The sequence below is a fragment of the Aliivibrio sifiae genome, assembly GCF_002954705.1.
Taxonomy (GTDB): Bacteria; Pseudomonadota; Gammaproteobacteria; order Enterobacterales; family Vibrionaceae; genus Aliivibrio; species Aliivibrio sifiae_A.
Window position 1 is genome coordinate 468,115 of record NZ_MSCO01000001.1, and the last position, 20,573, is coordinate 488,687.

Annotated in this window: 17 protein-coding genes and 1 tRNA gene; 12 read left to right on the top strand and 6 right to left on the bottom strand. The window is 38.5% G+C overall.

Translation table 11 applies throughout. The annotated features are described in order from the left end of the window. The first annotated feature begins 35 nt into the window (after window positions 1-35). A tRNA-Trp gene (locus BTO22_RS02140) sits at window positions 36-112 on the top strand. 151 nt (window positions 113-263) lie between these two features. Here BTO22_RS02140 and BTO22_RS02145 read toward each other — a convergent pair. Then, window positions 264-737 (bottom strand): type IV pilin protein, encoded by a 474-nt coding sequence (locus tag BTO22_RS02145; RefSeq protein WP_105054091.1) that lies wholly within the window; start codon window positions 735-737, stop codon window positions 264-266. A gap of 102 nt (window positions 738-839) precedes the next feature. Between BTO22_RS02145 and BTO22_RS02150 the strand changes: the two genes are divergently transcribed. From BTO22_RS02150 to BTO22_RS02165, 4 genes are read left to right on the top strand one after another with little or no spacing between them, the layout of a single operon-like run. Then, window positions 840-1,340, top strand: a complete 501-nt coding sequence (locus tag BTO22_RS02150) for a pilus assembly FimT family protein (protein WP_105054092.1) — start codon at window positions 840-842, stop codon at window positions 1,338-1,340. Next, window positions 1,321-1,920 carry a PilW family protein gene (locus BTO22_RS02155; RefSeq protein ID WP_105054093.1) on the top strand — a complete coding sequence of 200 codons (600 nt, stop codon included), beginning with the start codon at window positions 1,321-1,323 and terminating at the stop codon, window positions 1,918-1,920. The genes BTO22_RS02150 and BTO22_RS02155 overlap by 20 nt, the downstream gene beginning before the upstream one ends. After that, on the top strand, window positions 1,920-3,131 hold the full coding sequence (locus BTO22_RS02160; RefSeq protein WP_258132413.1) for a hypothetical protein: 1,212 nt from the start codon (window positions 1,920-1,922) through the stop codon (window positions 3,129-3,131). The genes BTO22_RS02155 and BTO22_RS02160 overlap by 1 nt, the downstream gene beginning before the upstream one ends. Then, window positions 3,121-3,546, top strand: coding sequence for a type IV pilus modification PilV family protein (locus BTO22_RS02165; RefSeq protein WP_105054094.1), 426 nt, complete (start codon window positions 3,121-3,123; stop codon window positions 3,544-3,546). Before BTO22_RS02160 ends, BTO22_RS02165 begins: the two co-directional genes overlap by 11 nt. A gap of 35 nt (window positions 3,547-3,581) precedes the next feature. Here BTO22_RS02165 and chrA read toward each other — a convergent pair whose 3' ends face one another. Next, complete coding sequence (chrA, locus tag BTO22_RS02170; RefSeq protein ID WP_105054095.1) at window positions 3,582-4,733, bottom strand: chromate efflux transporter; 1,152 nt, start codon at window positions 4,731-4,733, stop codon at window positions 3,582-3,584. Window positions 4,734-4,842: 109 nt separating this feature from the next. Here chrA and BTO22_RS02175 point away from each other — a divergent pair, with 109 nt between their 5' ends. Further along, window positions 4,843-5,775, top strand: a complete 933-nt coding sequence (locus tag BTO22_RS02175; protein ID WP_105054096.1) for a LysR family transcriptional regulator — start codon at window positions 4,843-4,845, stop codon at window positions 5,773-5,775. Window positions 5,776-5,802: 27 nt separating this feature from the next. Here the strand turns inward: BTO22_RS02175 and BTO22_RS02180 are convergent, their stop codons facing one another. From BTO22_RS02180 to BTO22_RS02190, 3 genes are all read right to left on the bottom strand, one after another. Further along, window positions 5,803-5,991, bottom strand: coding sequence for a YqaE/Pmp3 family membrane protein (locus tag BTO22_RS02180; protein ID WP_105054097.1), 189 nt, complete (start codon window positions 5,989-5,991; stop codon window positions 5,803-5,805). Between the two features lie 112 nt (window positions 5,992-6,103). Then, on the bottom strand, window positions 6,104-7,135 hold the full coding sequence (gene dapD / locus BTO22_RS02185; protein ID WP_105054098.1) for a 2,3,4,5-tetrahydropyridine-2,6-dicarboxylate N-succinyltransferase: 1,032 nt from the start codon (window positions 7,133-7,135) through the stop codon (window positions 6,104-6,106). A gap of 219 nt (window positions 7,136-7,354) precedes the next feature. After that, window positions 7,355-7,645: a YebG family protein gene (locus tag BTO22_RS02190; protein WP_045101344.1), complete on the bottom strand. Its 291-nt coding sequence runs from the start codon at window positions 7,643-7,645 to the stop codon at window positions 7,355-7,357. A gap of 192 nt (window positions 7,646-7,837) precedes the next feature. Between BTO22_RS02190 and BTO22_RS02195 the strand changes: the two genes are divergently transcribed. Then, entirely contained in the window at window positions 7,838-8,473 is a 636-nt protein-coding gene (locus BTO22_RS02195; protein WP_105054099.1) for an alternative oxidase, read from the top strand. Between the two features lie 31 nt (window positions 8,474-8,504). Here BTO22_RS02195 and BTO22_RS02200 read toward each other — a convergent pair whose 3' ends face one another. Continuing rightward, window positions 8,505-9,383, bottom strand: a complete 879-nt coding sequence (locus BTO22_RS02200; protein ID WP_105054100.1) for a LysR substrate-binding domain-containing protein — start codon at window positions 9,381-9,383, stop codon at window positions 8,505-8,507. 133 nt (window positions 9,384-9,516) lie between these two features. Between BTO22_RS02200 and BTO22_RS02205 the strand changes: the two genes are divergently transcribed. The 5 genes from BTO22_RS02205 (at window position 9,517) to BTO22_RS02225 (ending at window position 20,536) form a co-directional block, all read left to right on the top strand. Beyond that, window positions 9,517-10,506, top strand: coding sequence for a TDT family transporter (locus BTO22_RS02205; protein ID WP_105054101.1), 990 nt, complete (start codon window positions 9,517-9,519; stop codon window positions 10,504-10,506). An 82-nt stretch (window positions 10,507-10,588) separates the two neighbouring features. Then, complete coding sequence (recC, locus tag BTO22_RS02210) at window positions 10,589-14,008, top strand: exodeoxyribonuclease V subunit gamma (RefSeq protein ID WP_105054102.1); 3,420 nt, start codon at window positions 10,589-10,591, stop codon at window positions 14,006-14,008. Window positions 14,009-14,339: 331 nt separating this feature from the next. Beyond that, window positions 14,340-17,966, top strand: a complete 3,627-nt coding sequence (recB, locus tag BTO22_RS02215) for an exodeoxyribonuclease V subunit beta (protein WP_105054103.1) — start codon at window positions 14,340-14,342, stop codon at window positions 17,964-17,966. After that, window positions 17,959-19,977: an exodeoxyribonuclease V subunit alpha gene (gene recD, locus BTO22_RS02220; protein ID WP_105054104.1), complete on the top strand. Its 2,019-nt coding sequence runs from the start codon at window positions 17,959-17,961 to the stop codon at window positions 19,975-19,977. The genes recB and recD overlap by 8 nt, the downstream gene beginning before the upstream one ends. Window positions 19,978-20,203: 226 nt before the next feature. After that, window positions 20,204-20,536, top strand: coding sequence for a DMT family transporter (locus BTO22_RS02225; protein ID WP_172794780.1), 333 nt, complete (start codon window positions 20,204-20,206; stop codon window positions 20,534-20,536). Window positions 20,537-20,573 lie beyond the last annotated feature (37 nt).

Below are 20,573 nucleotides of genomic sequence, written 5' to 3' on the forward strand. Positions count from 1 at the left end.
ATTTATAGACAGAGTTAAGTCTTTAAAATAACTACAGGGGTGTAGCTCCAACTGGCAGAGCAGCGGATTCCAAATCCGCGTGTTGGGAGTTCGAATCTCTCCACCCCTGCCATACTTAAGAAGGCTCATATCGAAAGATATGAGCCTTTTTGCTATCTGTAAATTGAGAAAAGAGCAGCTGATTCCCCCTCCCATAAAAACGCTTGTGTTGGGAGTTCGTGAAAGGTATGGGCGACTTTATATGTCACCTACGTCCTATAATATTACCAACACCCTGAACTATTACCTAAACCTACACCACCAGCATTTAAAGTTAAAATGCCACATCTATCATTATTCTGGCCAAGATCAGGTTGTGGAGTTGCTGTTAAAGTATAAATATTCATACCAGAGTTAGTTAAATTGTAAGAAAGAAGATATCTATTATCATCAACTTTACAGATATGTTCTTGTAGACAAGAACCATTACTTTTATTGATGGTCAGTTCTAGTAGCGCTTGATATTTTTCCTTTGAAGTACTTTCAGTTCTGGTTGAGTAGAGGCTCTCTATATGAAGTTGAGTTTTAGTGAGTGCTTCAAGAGCTTCAGTTCTATAGCTTTTTAATACATAGGAAGTATAACTTGGGTAAGCTATTGTACTTAGGACTGCAATGATTGAAGTAACAATTAGTAATTCGACTAATGTCACGCCGTGATGAAACTTGTATGTCTTTACTTGGCTAAAAATTCGAATCATTCCGATAACTTATTGAAATAAAATATACCTACTTTTAATCGGTGTTACTCTCTGTAGCAAGATGAAATTTCCATTATGGAATGTTGCAAAGGAAATTGCGAAATGTCTCGCGGGTTTACTCTGTTTGAATTGGTTATAGCTATTGCTGTGCTTTCTACTTTATTGGTAGCAGCAGGGCCTAGTTTTTCACATCTGTTAGAAAATCAAAGTATGAAGAGGTTTGCAGGTGAAGTTGAAGGTTTTTTTATTCAAGCAAAATCAGAGGCTGTATTACAAAATAAAGAATTAAAATTATTTTATCTTAATGAATCTACAGATTGGATTATATCTTTAAACCCCGTAGATAGTACCGCAACAACAATTTCAGGCATAAAATTAACCTCTTTATCTTATATTGATTCAATAAATCATCCTAATATAAAAATCTCCTCGAGTGTGTCATCAATTATTTTTGATTCAGTTAGGGCAACTCCTAACTTATCAAGAAGTTTCTATTTTTATAAAGATAATGGTAAGCAATTAAAGCTATCAACTCATAATATTACAGGGCGTATTAAATTATGTGGAAATGGAGGTACTTTTTATGGTTACAAGGAGTGTTAATCATAAACAATCAGGTGCATCTTTAATTGAACTTCTTGTTGCATCAAGTCTTGGTTTAATTGCTTTAATGTTAATTGGTAATGTTTTTGTTGAGGGACAAAAAATATCAGCAAATAGAAGTCAAAAGTTATTATTAATTCAAGACTTAAATGATGCATTACGTTTTATAAAAGAAGAGAGTCAGAGGGCTGGTTATAGTCGTTCCGGTTCTTATTCTGAAATATTGTCAGGAGCGAATGATGTTATTCATATATCAGGAGCTCAGCTAAGTTTTATTTATCAATCTGAATCAGGTTCACCTTCTGAGTGGCGCTTTGCTCGTTTTAAATATGAATCTGAAACATTAAAAATATGCTCAAGGAAAAATATATCATTTATCCCTGATATATATTTTTCACCACAATGCTTGTCACTTGTTGATAATAATCTTATTAAAGTAACTGATTTTACATTGAACTATACAGCACTTGGTAGTTCTGTAAGTTCTGCATATATATCTATATTAACAACCGCAGAATTAAAGAATACAACTCATCAGTATTCTTCTGAGATCAACATTAAGCAAAGGAATTGGAAATAATGAAAAACCAAAAAGGTGCAATAACCCTTCTTGTTTCTAGTTTCATTTTAATGGCATCACTTATTTTTTCTTTAGGTAGTTATAAACATATTTTTTATCAAGTGAAACGGGCTCAGAATGAAGTAGAGGCGAGAAAAGGATATTGGGCAGCAGAAGGCGGTGTTGAATGTGCATTTACAAAGGTATCGACGATAGGATCTGTTCCTAGCACACCAATTCCTGAGTGTGCCTCTTTAGAGCTAACTGATTTGCAGATTACACAAGAGGTGAATTATCAAATTAAAGCAGATAAATTATCACAAGTCGTAAAAAAAGATTTCTCAATAGGAGGGAAAAGGAGCTCTGGAGCTATGAAATCTGCTGCTGATATTTATTTTTATGCAAGCACAACATTTTCAACTCCAGATCCTGGAGAGCTGACGGATGATGGTTGGGAGTGTGTTGCATTGCGTTATCGAAATCGATTTGAATCTGCCTCTGCTCCAATTAATCAAGGAGTAATTCATGGTGATAAGCCATTCTTGGAATTTGATAGTAAAGGTCTAGATTGTGCTCCCAGTCATATGACTTATGGTACAGGGAATGACTTTTTAAAAGATGAAACTGTAAATCCATTTGAGAGTTTATTTGGAGTAAAGAAAGAAGATCATAATAAAGTTAGAGATAATGGTATTTTCCAGATTATTGATATGAATGGTCAAAAAAAAAGTCAATGTGGTTCAAAAATAACGGATATTATAAATTCAGGGAAATACCATATTTGGGTTGAGGGTGGGTGTGAGATAGTATCATCTGATTATGCAAATCTTGCTACTGCATCAAATGACACCGATGGAGTTTTTATACTAATTCATGATGGTGTGTTGTCATTAATAGGATCTCCTTCTGGCAGCTCTCCGATTAAAGGTTTGTTGTTTCATTTTAATACTGAATTTGCTTTAGGGCCTAATTTATCAAGTTGGGAAGGGACTGAAGCATATACTCAACTTTCTTATGAACCAAGCGTATTTCCAAGTAGTTATCTAACGTCATCGTCGTACTACCAGGATGGTTCTTTCACTTTCAATGGAGGGCAAATTTTTGACTCTTTAGGTCAATCTGCATTATTTTTTAATGCTGTAAATTTTAAATATAATAAAGATGTTATGGATTCAGTTTTTGAAGAGTTAGTGCAACCTCAGTGGGTAAAAGGATCTTGGCATGATTTCTAAACAAAATGGATTTAGTTTACTTGAAGTCCTTATTTCATTTGTATTGCTGGTTGTCGGTGTTATGGGGCTGATTAAACTACAAGTTTACGTTGATAAAAAATCAGAATATGCAGCAAATAGTATTCAAGCATTGTATGCGGCGGAATCTAAACTTGAATATTTTAGGACTCGTTCAATAGATGGTGAAGATGGGACAATTAAGTTTAAGACGATAGTTACTCAAGCTACACCAGAGGTTATTAATGGCTATAAAGTTAGTTGGGATGTGATTGATAGCATGCCAATTGTTGTTTCGGGTGCAAATGTAACTACATTAAAAGAAATTAATATTAAAGCAGAGTGGAGTGACAGATGGAATGAGGTTCAAGAAGTTACTTTGCAAACAATGATATCAAGATACAGTGAATTTTATTAGGTTCAAACATTTGCTTGAACCTAATTTATTATAAATCATCCAATAAATGGCAGTGCAGCACCTATCGTAATAAAGAAACTCACCAAACCTACAATCGGTAGTTTAAGTACTTTCAATAATGCAAAGCCAATAATAACTAATGCCATATCTAGCCCTGAGCCTACAGCACTTGTAAATACAGGGTCATACAGTGCTGCGATTAGTAAACCGACGACAGAAGCATTAATTCCCGTTATAGCCCCTGCTAATGCTGGTTTTTGAGCTAGAACCTGCCAGTGACTAAATACCCCAAGAACCAATAAGAAACCCGGTAAGAAAATAGCTACCGTAGCAATTAACGCTCCAAGGATAGGTTGATCATTCCATAGTTCATAACCTAAGAAAGTAGCAAAGGTAAACATTGGACCTGGAACCGCCTGTGCAGCAGCATAGCCAGTTAAAAAACTATCAGTACTAATTTGGTCGCCAACAATATTTTGCAGTAATGGAAGTACTACGTGACCGCCGCCAAAGACTAAACTACCGGCTTGGAAAAAATCAGAAAAAAGAACAAGCAAAGGCGAATGATTAACGATAGCAGGCAAAGCAAAGAAACAAAGTCCAAAGATAACAAGCGGTATCCAATTAATACCTTTTGATTCCTTTTTAATTTCTGTTGTTTGGTCTGATTTTAGATAAACTCGACCAACGATAGCGGCAATTAATAAGGCAATTAATTGAGTGCTTATTGAAGGAAGAATTAATAACAAGCTCGCCGTCATAATACATAAAAGTACGGTGATTTTGTCCTTACAAAAACTCTTATACATTCCCATGATTGCATCTGCAACGACAACAACCGCTAATAATTTTAATCCATGAATAATGCCTTCAAAGATGTCATTGCCAAAGAATGAATGGCTTATGTTTGCTAATAAGACCATGATAAGAATAGAGGGCAATGTAAAACCAATTGATGCGAGTAGAGCGCCAAAGAGTCCCTTACGATGATAACCCAAAGCAAAGCCTACTTGGCTTGAACCTGGACCAGGTAAGAACTGGCTTAAAGCGATCAGTTGCGCGTACTCTTCTTCACTTATCCAACCTCGCTTTTGAACAAATTCATTGCGGAAGTAACCGATATGAGCGGCAGGCCCACCGAAGCTAACCCAACCTAATAAAAAAAATCGCTTAAATATTTCAAACATAATCTACTCAACTTTTGACGTATCATCCAAATTCGGACATTCCATTTTGATGGGATAAAGATTACGAGTTACTATCCAATTATTCAAATCGATTAAATTACTACTAACTATGAATGAAATTAATTGGAAGGCGGTAGATCTCAATTTATTGGTCGTTTTTAGCGCATTAATGGACACAAAAAGTGTGTCATTAGCGGCAAATAAATTATTTGTTGGGCAATCAGCGATGAGCCATAGCCTTGCTCGTTTACGTGAATTATTAAATGATCCTTTGTTTGAGCGACAAGGGCATAAAATGCTCCCAACCGCTAAAGCTAATCAGCTCTATCCAATGATTACTCAGGTATTACAGACAATCTCAGGGGATATTTTAAAAGTAGATACATTTGAAGCGAGTGAATTTACAGGTATGTTTAAAATTGGAATGACGGATTACGCAGAGCTTCTTTTTGCCGCTGATATATTTGATGCCATTCATCAATTAGCACCAAATGCACAGCTATGTTTTACCACAGTAGATAAAGCCAATTATCAAGATAGGTTTGATTCTGAGCCACTTGATTTAGTGATTGGTAGCATGAAGCCTGAGCAAAAAGAATTTCAATATCAAACATTATATACAGAAAAACATGTATGTATGTGGGATGGACAGCGACATCAGTTTAAAACGCCGATAACACTTGGTGATTACATATCTTTACCTCACGCGTTAGTAAGCCCTGATGGCGCATTAAAAACAGGGGTAGATAAAGAGTTAAAAGCGTTAGGTGTGAATCGTGCTGTTAGCGTTGCATCTAAACATTTTTTAACAATCAGACATTTAATGAAAAAAAGAGATTTGATCTGTGTGGTTCCAGAACTTATGGCTCAGCTCGATCTTTTTTCTGAAAAACTTGTACACTCCGAGCCTCCAATTAATGTAGGTGAGTTTGATATTCAATTGATTTGGCAGACAAGAAATAAAGAAAATAAACGCTATCAATGGCTCAAAGAACTACTCATTCAAACCATTGAAAAAAGTGTTTCTACTTATAGAACTTAATGTTCGATTATTATTTGGATTTAATGTTTATCGCCCAAAAGCGTCTTTAATTTTTTCATCTGTTCTATATTGGCTTAGCGCATAAACCGACCAAATAGCGACAGGGATCCAACCGATTAAGGTTATTTGTAAGATAAGACAAATGATGCCGCTAAATGGACAACCTATAGTAAAAAACTGTAACCAAGGCAGTAATAAAGCAAGTAATAGTCTCATTGAGTTTCCTTTATAAATAAAAAATGGCCAGTAACAATTTAGTTACTGGCCATAATATTATCTTGATCTTCATGAATGGAGCATGAATATACTCAAATCATGCAACGAAAAATTAGTTATTGCTGTGTAATTCGCTGTTTAGTTCAACGGCAGATTTATTCGTTAAACATTCGATTTGACCAGTGATAGAGTTACGACGGAACAGAAGATCTGTTTTGCCAGCAAGATCACGAGCTTTCGCAACTTCAACTTCTTTGCCTTGGTTATCTAGCATGCTTACTTTTGTGCCAGCGGTAACGTATAGACCAGATTCAATCGTACAGCGATCACCCATTGGGAAACCAAGGCCTGCATTAGCACCAAGTAGACAGTTCTCACCAATAGAGATAACCATCTTACCGCCACCAGAAAGTGTACCCATGATAGAAGCACCACCGCCGATATCAGAGCCATTACCAACAACAACACCCGCAGAAATACGACCCTCAACCATGCTCACGCCAGTAGTACCTGCGTTAAAGTTGATGAAACCTTCATGCATAACAGTTGTGCCTTCACCTACATGAGCGCCTAAACGAACACGTGAAGTATCAGCAATACGGATACCTGTAGGAACAACGTAATCAACCATTTTAGGGAATTTATCAACACAATCGACAGTCAGTGTTTCGCCAGCTAGACGAGCTTCGATTTGACGATCAGCAAGTTCTGGAAGATCGATAGGACCTTGATTAGTCCAAGCAATGTTATGAAGAAGGCCAAAGATACCATCTAACACAGTGCCATGTGGCTTAACTAAACGATTAGAGATAAGTTGAAGCTTTAAGAAACCTTCAGCAACAGATTGAGATTGCTCATCAGTCGCTAGAACAACAAGAACAAGAGGTTGTTTAGATTGAACTGCTTTTTCAGCAAATGCAGCGTTTGCAATATCGCCGTTTGCTGCAAATGCATTAGCAAGTTCAGTGCAAACTTCAGAAGAAACTTCGATAGCTTGGTTGCCTTCAGTATAACCACTTGCTTGAGCAATAGAATTAACTAGCGCTTCAGAAGGGTTTAATACTGGGTGTGGGAAAAATGCTTCAATGATTTTATTGTCGCGGTTTTTTGTTGCGGTACCAAAGGCAAGAGCAAAATGAGCCATGTAATGATTCTCCATTTCCATATAAATATTAGTATTTAAAAATAAATCTTACTTCACATCATAAAGAGAGTTGCTGTGATATAGAAGGGCGAAAGTAAGAAATATTTACTAAGAATGAAGAAAGAGTGTAAGAAAAGGAAATTAATAGATAAGAAGTAGAAAATAAAATAGCAGCTCATTAGGCTGCTATTTGTATTTTAATGTGCATTCTTTTTAGAATTAAGCCGCGTCAGATTCTTCGTCTTTTACCGCTTCAATCTTTGCTTTTTTTGGTGCTGGTTTACGTTTAGCACCAAGAGCAACTAATACATCTTCTTTATGTTTTGCTAGGTAAAGAGACAACTCTTCTTGCTTCTCTTCATCTTCAATTAAATTGCTTTCATTTAGCAGAGTAAAAAGTTCATCTGCAACATCCAGCATTTTGTCATAAGCATCGGCTTCAGTTTTAGAGGTAAAAGTCATCTTCTCTTCTCCGTTGCGCTCAACTACATATTTGACGATAACAGCCATGGTCGTCTCTCCTTTAAAATTAACTGGTGTTTTATACAGTAAATAGTTTTTTTTGTCCACTTTAGCGGGGTAAAGTCAGATAGAGTTAACGTTTAATAAATAGAATCTATTATTAATTAGTTTAAAAAAGAGTTGAGTAATGAAATTTAAAGTTGCATTTTAAATGCAACTTTAAATTAAAGGTGCTCATCTATGTTAGATTTTGAATTGAAACATAAAGCGACAACAAAAATTTCAGAGCGTATTGCTTATAAAATCACACAGTGCTTAAAATTTCTTTTAAATATTTTTTATGGTTCTCAGTACGCGAAGAGAGCCGTAATTTTAGAAACAATAGCCGCTGTTCCGGGTATGGTTGCTGGTATGTTCAATCATTTGAAAGCGTTACGTCGAATGAAAGATGACGAAGGTTGGATCCGTGAATTATTGAGTGAAGCTGAAAATGAAAGAATGCACTTAATGATATTTCTAGATATAGCTAAGCCACGTTGGATAGAACGAACGTTAGTCTTATTAGGGCAAGGTGTTTTTATGGTGGTTTATAGCTTTATTTATCTACTTTCATCAAAAATAGCGCACCGAGTGGTTGGGTATTTTGAAGAAGAAGCATGTAAAAGCTACACAGAATATTTAACTAAGATTGACGAGGGAGAGGTAGAGAATGAAGCAGCTCCACAAATCGCGATAGATTATTATCAGCTGCCACAAGATGCGATGCTACGAGATGTGATTCTTAAGATCCGCGATGATGAAGCAAAGCATCGAGATCGTAACCATTCATTTGCAGATGCTTATGAAACTCACGATCTTCCTGCTCATCAACGCTAAAGGCTAATTTAAAATGAGGCTAAATAGAGCCTCATTTTTGTTGGATGAAATTCATAAAATATTGCAGTAATGGTGTTTGGTATTTTTCTTTGTGTACTAATAACCAGTATTGTCTGGCCAGTACTTTGTTATAAGCGAGTTTAACTAAACGACCATCATTAATAGCGTTTTGCGCTGCGAGTTGAGAAATACAGGCCAACCCCATATTTTCAGCACAACAATTAATGATAGCCTCAGTGGTATGAAGTTGTAATGATTCATGCCAATCACTTAGATTCGCTGCTATATGATTAATAAAATATTCACGGCTGCCGGAACCTTCTTCTCGCAGCAACCAAGTTGAATGTTCTAAATCATCCAGAGTCAACTGGCTCTTAGTTGCCAAAGGGTGAGAAGGGGCGCACACTATGTACATATCGTCACATTGCCACTCAATCATATTTAGTTTTGGATGGTGTGCTTTACCCTCAACCAAACCGATATCAAGCTGAAACTCTAGCAGCCGATTAATAATTTGTGCTGTATTTGAAATAAACAGTTGTTGAATATCGCAAGGGTGTTGTTGCTGAAATTGACTGAGTAATACCGGCGCAATGTGATTACCAATGGTGTCACTAGCACCAATGTTTAATGAACCCGTTAATTGACTATCCGCCGTAAATTGGTGCTCGATAGCCTCTGCTCGTTCTAGTAATTCGTCTGCTAAAGGAAGGAGTTGACGGCCTTCACTATTCAATACTAGTCGATTATTTACCCGATCAAAGACTTTGTAACCAAGGTTTTTCTCAAGCTCAGAAAGTGAAAGGCTCACAGCAGGCTTAGTGATAAAAAGTCGCTCTGCTGCTTTAGTCATTGTTTTTTCTTGAGCAATAGCGGTAAATACATTCAGTTGCTTTAGTGAAATTCTCATGACAGGAAGTCCTAATAAATAAACTTTAAATCGTTTAGTTAATATTAACGCAACTTTAAGTTTATTCAAATTTTATTAATGGCAAGCAAGAAGTAAAATAGCTTCATCGTTAAATAGCAAAGAGAACAATGTCATGCTTAATTACACAAAACAAAAAGTAGCAGGTGCTCCAACGCCAATGGCAGGGTTAGCTCTTGGGATTGCAAGTTTAGGTTGGTGCTGGGAAAACGCATTGCCGCTCAATGGTTATGCGCAATGGATCTCAGCAGCAATCGCTTCAGTATTATTACTGGTATTAGCGATTAAATTTTTATTGCATCCAACGGTATTATGGAGCGAACTTGCTCATCCCGTTGTCGGTAGTGTCGCTCCAACCTTTGCTATGGGCACAATGGTTGTATCAAGTTCGATTGGTCATTTTTATCCAGCAGCAGGCGATGCGTTATGGCTTGCAGCAATCGCACTTCATATTATTTTCTTAGCCTCTTTTATTTATCATCGAGCAAAAGATTTTGAATTGCATCATATGGTGCCTAGTTGGTTTGTTCCACCAGTAGGTTTAGTGGTTGCTGATGTTTCTTTTTCAGGTAATCCAGCATTAGCACCTGTTGCAAATTGGGTTCTTATGTTTGGCTTGGTTATCTATGCAATCATGCTACCAGTTATGATTTATCGTTTGATTTTTTGCCATGAAGTACCAGATGCAGCAAAACCAACCATCGCAATCATGGCGGCACCAGCAAGCTTATCATTGGCGGGTTACTTAACAGTGACTGCTTCTCCATCACCAGTGATTATCGCGCTTTTATTTGGTATTGCAGTATTAATGACAAGCGTGATTTATATGGCTTTCTTTAAACTCATGAGACTTCCATTTAGCCCAGGTTATGCAGCATTCACCTTCCCTATGGTGATTGGTGCAACGGCATTATTTAAAACGGCTAATTGGATGTTATCTCAAGGTGTAGTCGCAGATTATGTTTATCAAGTGAGAACATTAGCGGTTGTTGAGTTGGTGGTTGCTACTTGTGTCGTGAGTTATGTTGCTGCACATTATTTAGCACATTATCGTCCAATAAGTCGTATGACAAATCGTTTAGTAAACCTTAAACACGCGCACTAATTAATACGCTTTTTTTCTCTTAAAACACATCCAGTTACGTTAAGCTATAGAGACTTTAATTTTCTTTATAAGCGAGCTGGGTGTGTTTACTGTTTATCATTCAAATCAACTTGATGTTCTTAAATCACTTGTCGTTGAATTAATTCGTCTTAACCCCCTAGATAACCCATTTGAGCATGAGCAAATCCTCGTTCAAAGTCCGGGCATGTCACAATGGCTTAAAATCGAACTCGCAAAAGAGTTAGGCATTGCCGCTAATCTTACTTTTCCTCTTCCTGCTACTTTTATTTGGGATCTGTTTACTCAGGTTCTTGATGATGTGCCAAAGCGCAGTGCTTTCCATAAAGAAGCCATGACTTGGAAGATAGTGACATTATTACCTGAGTTATTAAAACAAGATGAATTTGCACCTCTACAGCGCTATTTAGAAAATGATGAAAACCAACTTAAGTGCTACCAATTGGCTGCAAAAATTGCCGATATCTTTGACCAATATTTAGTATTTCGCCCTGAATGGATCCAAAAGTGGGAAGCGGGTGAAGAGGTCGTAGATCTCGAAGGTGAACACCCTTGGCAATCTATTTTATGGCGAGCGTTATATGATCAAACCTTAGCGCTTGGTCATTCTCCTTACCATCGTGCCAATATGTTTGAGCACTTTATTGAAACCCTAGATAACTATTTACAAACGGGCACCTTGCCAAAAGGCATGCCTAAGCGTTTATTTGTGGTGGGCATTACTTCGCTTCCTCCACGTTATTTAGATGCACTTGCGGCTCTTGGGCAACACATTGATGTGCATTTAATGTTTACCAATCCTTGCCGTTATTACTGGGGTGAAATTCGAGACAGAAAGTATCTCGCCCGCCTAGAAGCCCGTAATCGCCTACAAGTAAAATGGTTAGATGATCACAGTGAGCAAATTGGTGATACGGAACAATTAAAAGGATCATTGGATGCGAATTTTGAAGATGAGTTACACACTTCAGAAGTAGGTAATTCACTGCTCGCATCTTGGGGGAAATTAGGCCGAGACAATCTTTGTTTGTTATCAGAAATGGAAGCCCAAGAAATTGATGCTTTTGTTGATGTAGATAACGATAACCTCCTGCATTCTATCCAATCGGATATTTTAAATCTTGAAGAGCATAGTCGTGATGACGTGCTTGATCACAGCAAGCATAAACAATCAATCAACTCTAATGATCGCTCTATTCTTTTGCATTCTTGTCATAGCCCAATGCGTGAAGTAGAAGTTTTACACGATCAATTATTGGATATGTTCGCTAATGACCCAAAACTAAAACCACGCGATATTATCGTGATGGTGGCAGATATCAATGTTTACAGTGCGGCGATTCAAGCTGTCTTTGGTAATGCAGCTTTTGACCGTTATATTCCTTTTGCTATTTCAGACCAAAGTGCTGATCAAGAAAATCCAGTGTTATTGGCTTTCATGAGCTTGATGGCGCTGCCTGAGAATCGTTGTGGTCTTTCTGAATTGCTCACTTTACTTGAAGTTCCTGCGGTAATGTCTCGTTTTAAATTCAATGCCGAGCAATTTGAAATTGTGAAACGCTGGGCTGAAGAAACCGGTATTCGCTGGGGATTAGATAACAGCACATCTGCACAGTTTGATCTTCCTGAACACAATCAAAATTCATGGTTGTTTGGTATTCAACGCATGCTGCTTGGCTATGCAATGGAACAAGACGCAGGCTTATTTGAAGGCATAGCGAGTTACGAGCAAGTGCAAGGCATGAATGCCGAAATCGCTGGTAACTTGGCGCACTTTATTGATCAGCTTTTGACTTATCAGATCACCCTAGGCCAAGCGCAAACTATCGATGCATGGCGCACCATTATTAACCAATTAATGGATGATTTTTTAGATGTTGAATTAGAAGGTGAGTTGGTGGTTAAAAGCATTCGAGATCAACTGCAAAAACTGGAAGAAAATTTAGAAGATGCTGGTTTTGATGCACCAATCTCTGCTCCAATTATTAATAATTATCTGAAAAATAATTTATCAGGCGGTAAAGCAAGCCAACGATTCTTAGCCGGGCAAGTGAATTTCTGTACCTTAATGCCAATGCGTTCAATTCCATTTGATGTGGTATGTCTGCTTGGAATGACGGATGGGTCTTACCCACGAACCATGCCAGTGGAAGGTTTCGATTTAATGCAAAAACGCATGAAACCCGGTGACCGTTCACGTCGAGATGATGATAGATATCTATTCTTAGAAGCGCTGCAATCGGCAAATAAAGCCTTTTATTTAAGTTATATCGGCCGTTCAATTCGAGATAACACAGAAAAAGCACCTTCAGTATTAGTCAGTGAGTTACTTGAATATTGCCAACAAGGTTACTGCCTAGAGGGCGATGAATCATTAAACCCTGAAGAATCAGCAGAGCGTTTAGTTAAGCAATTAACCATTGTTCATCCATTAGTCCCGTATAGCCAACAAAGTTTTATTGGTGACAATACCAGTTATGCCAATGAGTGGTTACCAACCGCAAAATTAGAAGGGGCAGCGGCTCCTGAATTTCAGACTGCACCGTTAATTTATGCACCAGAAACAAAAGAATTAGATCTTACAGAGCTACAACGTTTTTGGCGTCTACCTGTTGCGTATTTCTTTAATCGTGGCTTGAAAGTCTTTTTTGAAACAGTAGAGAGTAGAGTTGAAGATGACGAACCGTTTACTATTGATGGTCGCACAGGTTATGGCATGAAATCAGACTTGCTTGAGGAGTTATTGGCCTATGATGATCCTAACCATATATCTCAAATCTCTCGTGATTTTTATCAGCAGCAAAAAGCCCAAGGTAAATTACCGATTGGTAGCTTTGGCGAAATAGCCGCCGACAAAGAAGTGAACACCGTTAAAGATTTAGTGACCCATATTCAACCATTAACGACGTTACCATTAGACGATCAAGAAGTACGTTTACGCTTTAGTTTCCCTCATGGTGAAATGGAACTGCAAGGTTGGTTAAAACAGCGTTATCAGGCTGGAATGCTGCGTTATCGTGGCGGTAAAATTCGCTCACATGAAATTTTAGCAACCTGGATTGATCACCTGTGTTTGTGTGCAATGGGCCAGCAGCAATTGACTCATCTATTTGGTACGGATGCGATTTATCACTTTGAAACCATCGAGAAAGAAAAAGCATACCAAGAACTAGAGACTATATTAAGTCTTTATATTTCGGGTAATTGCGCACCATTATCTTATTTACCTAAAGCAGCATTAGCAGGGCTTGAAGCGCATTTTGATAAAAAAGGCGTGTGGAATGACGATGAAGAAACTCATGAAAAAGCACTGAAAAAAATGGCTGATGAATATAATGGAACTCGTTACGCGGGTGAAAACAGCAATGACTACGTAATGCGTATGTGGCCCGAGTGGAATGACGAATTAGGTCAGACTATTTTTGATAACGCGAAAAACGTATTACATGATGCCTTGTTACACAGTGAGAAAGAAAAGCTGTAGTTTAAAACAAAGTAATGCTTAAGAAAGAAGGTATTGAAGAAAAAGCACGGAAGAAAAGAGTAGGGTGGCCGCCAGTAAATCATTTTTAGTGTAGGGCGTTCGCTGTACGGCCACAGGTCAGAGGTTGACCGAATCCTGATTACAAATGCACATTTAATGAGCTCTTTGTAAGTGGCGCTGAGTGTAACAAAGCATAAAAAGTGAACCGTGAGAAAGATCTCACATTGATAGCTTTATTAATTTTATTATCGTTGTTCCCAATGAATTACGATATGGATCACACAAATATCTTGTAAAAACAGGGTGTTGATGTTTAAAACGGTGATGTTCGATGACGACAATCGCAGCTCCAAATCAATTGAATGCAATGACGTTTCCTTTGCATGGAACACGTTTAATTGAAGCTTCAGCCGGTACAGGTAAAACGTTTACCATTGCCAGTTTATATTTACGTTTATTACTGGGACATGGCGAGGAAAATAGCCGTCATAGTGAAGAATTAACCGTAGACAGAATATTGGTAGTGACTTTTACTGAGGCAGCAACGGCTGAGTTGAGAGAGCGTATTCGAGCAAAAATTCATGATGCTCGTTTAGCGTTTGCTCGTGCTGTGCATAACAATGATTATAAGAGTGGCGATCCCGTTATTGACCCGTTATTAGCGGCTATTTCTGATCATAAATCGGCAGCACACATATTATTGAATGCTGAACGAAGCATGGATGAAGCCTCTATCTTCACCATTCATGGTTTTTGTCAGCGTATGCTAACCCAAAATGCCTTTGAATCGGGTGCGCAGTTTGAGAGTGAATTTGTTACCGACCAAGCCAAATTAATGCATCAAGTGGCTGCGGATTTTTGGCGTCGAAGTTTTTATCATCTGCCAAAAATGGTGGCTGAAAGTGTTTATGATTGCTGGCCAAATCCATCAGCCTTATTAGGTGATATGGGCAATAGTCTTACCGGTGTACCAAAGCATTTAACCGTAGAGCCGCTAGAGAGTTCATTGGAAGAATTCTGTCAGCAAGGCATTGCTCGTATTGATGAATTAAAAAAACAGTGGTCAGCACATTGCGCTGATTTTGAAGCCTTGATCTCAGGTTCGGGCGTGGATAAACGCAGTTACACTAAAAAGAATTTACCAAACTGGTTAGAACAAGTGTCATCGTGGGCCAATAACCCAACGACTTCGCTGCAAATTCATGACAAATTAGAAAAGTTTTCTCAAGAATTATTGATTGAAAAAACCAAAAAAGGCGAAGCGCCAGAGCACGCAGTATTTAAACTCATTGATGATTTTCTTGCTCAGCCATTAGAGATCAAACAGCCATTATTATCATTAGCGATTCATCAATGTCGTAAAACTTTACAGCAAGCCAAAGAGCAAAAGAATTGGTTATCGTTTGATGATTTGCTGACTCAGTTATCTGAAGCCACAGAAAATAAAGAAAACGCCTTGTTGTTAGAAAAAATCAGAGAACAATACCCTGTCGCTTTGATCGATGAATTCCAAGATACCGATCCGCTGCAATATTCGATTTTTAGTACGCTTTATCAAGATCAGCCACAGTGTGGTTTATTTATGATCGGCGATCCAAAACAAGCGATTTATGCTTTCCGTGGCGCGGATATCTTTACTTATATTCAAGCACGTCGCCAAGTTGCGGATCATTACACCTTGGATACTAACTGGCGCTCGACGGCAGATATGGTTTTGTCAGTAAACCGTATTTTTGAACATGGCAAGCAACCTTTTTTATACGATGACGATATCCCGTTTTATCCGGTTAAATATAACCCTGTTAATGCCGAGCAAAAATCATGGGCGTTGGATAATCAAACCCAGCCAGCAATGACCTTTTGGTTGCAAGAGAGTAAAGATGGCAATCCGGTAAATAAAACTACCTATCAGCGTGTGATGGCAGAATCAACCGCGGCACAAATTCAAACTATTTTGACTGGAGCGCAACAGGGCTCGGCGTATTTACAAAATGGCGAGAAAAAACAAGCCATCAAAGCGGGTGATATTGCGGTTCTGGTTCGTACTGGTAAAGAAGGTAAATTGGTTCGTGAAGCCTTATCAAAACAAGGTATCGCCAGTGTTTATTTATCTAACCGCGACAGTGTATTTTCTTCTCCATTAGCGAAAGATGTATTGCGTTTATTACAAGCTGCAATGACACCGACTGATGCGCGAGCAGTGCGTTCTGCATTGGCATCGTCATTATTTGCTTATACTGCCGATCAACTGCATCAATTTAATATCGATGAAATGCAATGGGAGCAAGCGGTTAATGAGTTTCGCGCCTACCGTAAGCATTGGCTACAGCGCGGTATCATGCCGATGTTGCATCAAATCATAACCCAGCAAGGTATTTCAGAGCGTTTATTAGCTGAAAATGGCGGTGAGCGTCAACTGACTGATTTACTGCATATCGGTGAGTTACTGCAACAAACCAGCCAAACGTTAGACAGTGATTATGGTTTATTACGTTGGTTATCTGAGTCTATTTCAGAGCCTAATGGGGATTCAGAAGAGCAGACAGTGCGTTTAGAGTCAGAACGTAACTTGGTGCAAATTGTCACTATCCATAAGTCCAAAGGTTTGGAATATGATTTAGTCTTTTTACCGTTTGTTTGTTCTTATCGAGCGATAGATAAAAAAGGTGAAGTCAGTTTTTATGATGAAGTTAACCATTACTCGGTGTTGGATTTATTAAAAGAAGATGATTCGGTCGAGAAAGCAGAGAAAGAACGTTTAGCTGAAGATTTACGCTTGATTTATGTAGCCCTGACTCGTGCGGTTTATGCCTGTTATATCGGCATGGCTCCTATCACTAAAGGTATCTCTAAAAAACCACCAACAGGTGTGCATTTATCGGGGTTAGGTTATCTAATTCAACAAGCAGATGAATGTAATGTTGAAGAGTTACAAGCGTGTCTTGAAAAGTTGATTGCAGGCAATTCGCCTATGGTGATCCAATCACCTCAAACGGTAACAGACGTGTTATATCAAGAAACTCAGGATGAGCACATTGAGTTGCATGCCAATAAATTAATTGAACCTGTCAAAAGTAATTGGTGGATGACCAGTTATTCAGGTTTGGTGAAACAAGGTAATCATCATAACGATGCCTCGTTAGAACTCATTAATTTGGATTTAGATTCAGCAGAAGATAAAGACGAAAAAGAATTAGATTTAGAGCCTGAACGTACGATATTCACTTTCCCTCGCGGTGCGAGAGCGGGTACCTTTTTACACTCGTTATTTGAAGAGGTTGAATTTACTCAGCCAATCAATAGCGAAGACAATACACAAATCATCATTAAGTTGTTAGAGAAAGAAAACTACGATGTAGAGTGGTTAGATGTAGTTCAAACCATGATGCAGAGAGTGTTAGATTGCCCGTTGGATGGCCAAAATTTATGTTTATCAAATAAAGGCCCAACTCAACGCTTGGTCGAAATGGAATTTTTATTGCCGATAACGCTATTGAACTCAAGCTTGGTCAATAAAACCATCGCTAAACACGATGAAGTATCTGCACGTGCGGGTGAGTTAGGCTTTTCTACCGTGAGTGGAATGTTGAAAGGCTTTATCGATTTAGTGTTTGAGCATGAAGGCAAATATTACGTTCTCGATTGGAAATCAAATCATTTGGGAGATTCCCCAGAATGCTACGGCGGTGACGCTTTAATTGAAGCAATGCGAGATCATCGTTATGACTTCCAATATCAGCTGTATGCTTTAGCGTTGCATCGATTCTTGAAAAGCCGCATTGCAGATTATAATTACGACACTCATTTTGGTGGAGCGTATTATATTTTCTTGCGTGGTATTGAAGAAAGTCATGAGGGGCATGATAGCAATTCAAATGGGGTCTTTTATTCAAAACCAAGTGAAGTGTTATTAGAAGAATTAGAGTTATTGGTAGATGGAGTAGAAGTCGATGCTTAAGCAATTACAACACTTAATGGATCACGGTGTACTTCGCCCATTGGATCTACAGTTTGCTAAGTTTTTAGGTCAACAGGAAAAGAACAGCGATAAAAACTTAATCATGTTGCTCGCAGCAATGACTAGCCATGAGTTAGGTAAAGGCCATGTGTGTATTGATATCGAGCAAGTAGAGCAAGGTGATCTGTTTACGTTGCCTGCAAAATATCGTGATGCATTGTTAGCGTTAGTACCAGAGAAAAATCAGTGGATTAGTGAATTGTCAGCGGCATCGACAATATCTAATGGCACAGAAGCAACGCCACTAGCCTTTGATGGAACTCGTTTATATTTACAACGTTATTGGTCGTTTGAGCAGCGTGTTGCCAACCGTATAACTAAAGCGGCGCAAAGCGTGGCGGTAAACCCTCAGTTATCGAATACATTGGATGAGCTATTTGCTCGCCAATACCATTTTTTATTCAGTGGGCTTAAAAAATTAGAGAATAATAATCAAGTATCTCGTCAGCAATTAGTGTGCGATATGCTCGATGTTGTGGGATCTAGTGATTTAGATTGGCAAGCGATTGATGCTGTTTTACTTGCAGCCACTAAGTCTTCAGAATTAGAGGCGCTGGATAATTTAATCCCAACTAAACACTGTGTTAATTGGCAAAAAGTCGCGGCAGCTGTGGCGCTAACTCGTCGATTCTCAGTTATTTCTGGTGGTCCAGGAACGGGTAAAACAACCACAGTAACCAAGCTTTTGGCCTCCTTAGTGACACAAGCTCAGCAGGATAATAAAAACATAGCGATTAAACTGGTTGCGCCAACCGGTAAAGCCGCGGCGCGTTTGACTGAATCCATTGGTCAAGCGGTGCAATCTATTGGTTTAGCACCAGAAGTAAAAGAAGCGATCCCGACAGACGCAAGTACGCTGCATCGCTTGCTTGGTTATATTCCAAACCAAGTGGATTTTCGTCATAACAAAAGCAATCCATTACACCTTGATGTATTGGTGGTGGATGAAGCCTCGATGGTCGATTTACCTATGATGGCCCGACTACTCGATGCGGTAGCAGAACACGCGCGTGTTATTTTATTGGGCGATAAAGATCAGTTAGCCTCGGTTGAAGCGGGAGCGGTGTTAGGTGATATCTGTCAGTTTACTAAAATGGGTTACAGCCAGAATCAAGCACAACAATTATCTCAATTAACAGGCTATGCTTTGCCTGTGCAATCGCACAATAACGCGGTAGCCGATAGCTTGTGTATGCTGCAAAAGAGTTACCGTTTTGATGCGCGCTCAGGAATTGGACAACTTGCCAAAGCCATTAATGAAGGCAGTAAATTTAAAGTAGAAGCAGTATGGGCGAAAGGGTTCTCTGATATTCGGTTTCATGATTTAAGTAATGACAGCTATAACGCAATGATCACCATGATGGTGAATGGCTATCGCAGTTATTTAGGCCATATCCATGCGGGCGATAAACCAGAAGTGGCGCTAAAAGCCTTTAGCCATATTCAATTATTGTGTGCAATGCGCGAAGGCGACTTTGGGGTTGTAGGGCTTAATCAACGAATTGAAAAAGGATTAAGAAAATCTGATTTGATTCCTCATGGTGATGAAGTATGGTACTCAGGCCGCCCGGTGATGGTGACTCAAAATGATTATGGTGTAGGTCTTTATAATGGTGATATTGGTATTGCGATGCCAGATCCTGTTGATCAACGTTTACGTGTTTATTTTGATATGCCGGATGGTTCGATTCGTGGAGTATTACCAAGCCAATTACCAGAGCATGAAACTGTGTATGCGATGACGATTCATAAATCTCAAGGGTCTGAATTTGAGCATACCGTATTAGCTTTACCTGCTGAGTTCAGCCCAATCTTAACGCGTGAGTTAATTTATACGGGTGTTACTCGAGCGAAGAAAAAACTCGATCTGTTTGCAACAGAGAAAGTGGTGGCGCGAGGTGTAATGATTAAAACTCAGAGGAACAGTGGGTTAGCATCATTGATGAGTTAAATAAATACAGTGGTTAATAAAAAAGATTAACCACTGTATTATTTCATATACGTAATAGTCATTTTCTTTTTTTACTCTAGTAAATATGGAATAAATGATTATAATTGCGCCTCTAAAATTCGGAAGGAATACCGGATCTTTTTTTCTACCAATATCATTAATTAGATGATTGATATAGTTGGTATTAATATGGCTGTTCCGTTATATGTTTAAACTACTTGTTTCAATGCCACCAGCAATGGCGCTTATTATTGCTATTATTTCCGAAGTAATAGCGACCTCTTACATTCCCAAAACAGAACAATTCACGAAATTAACACCAAGCCTTATCGTTGGTGTGGGTTATGCTATTGCATTCTTTTTACTTTCAATAACAGTTAAAAGTATGCCAGTAGGAATTGTTTATGCGATATGGAGCGGGGCTGGAATTGTCTTGGTTGCAGGTATTGGATATTTTGCTTATGGGCAAAAACTAGATTTACCTGCTGTAGCGGGAATAGGTCTTATTCTATCTGGTGTATTAGTCGTTAATCTGTTTTCGAACACTGCTGCTCACTAAAGAGAAGCGAATATATTTTAGAAGGCCGCATTGGATA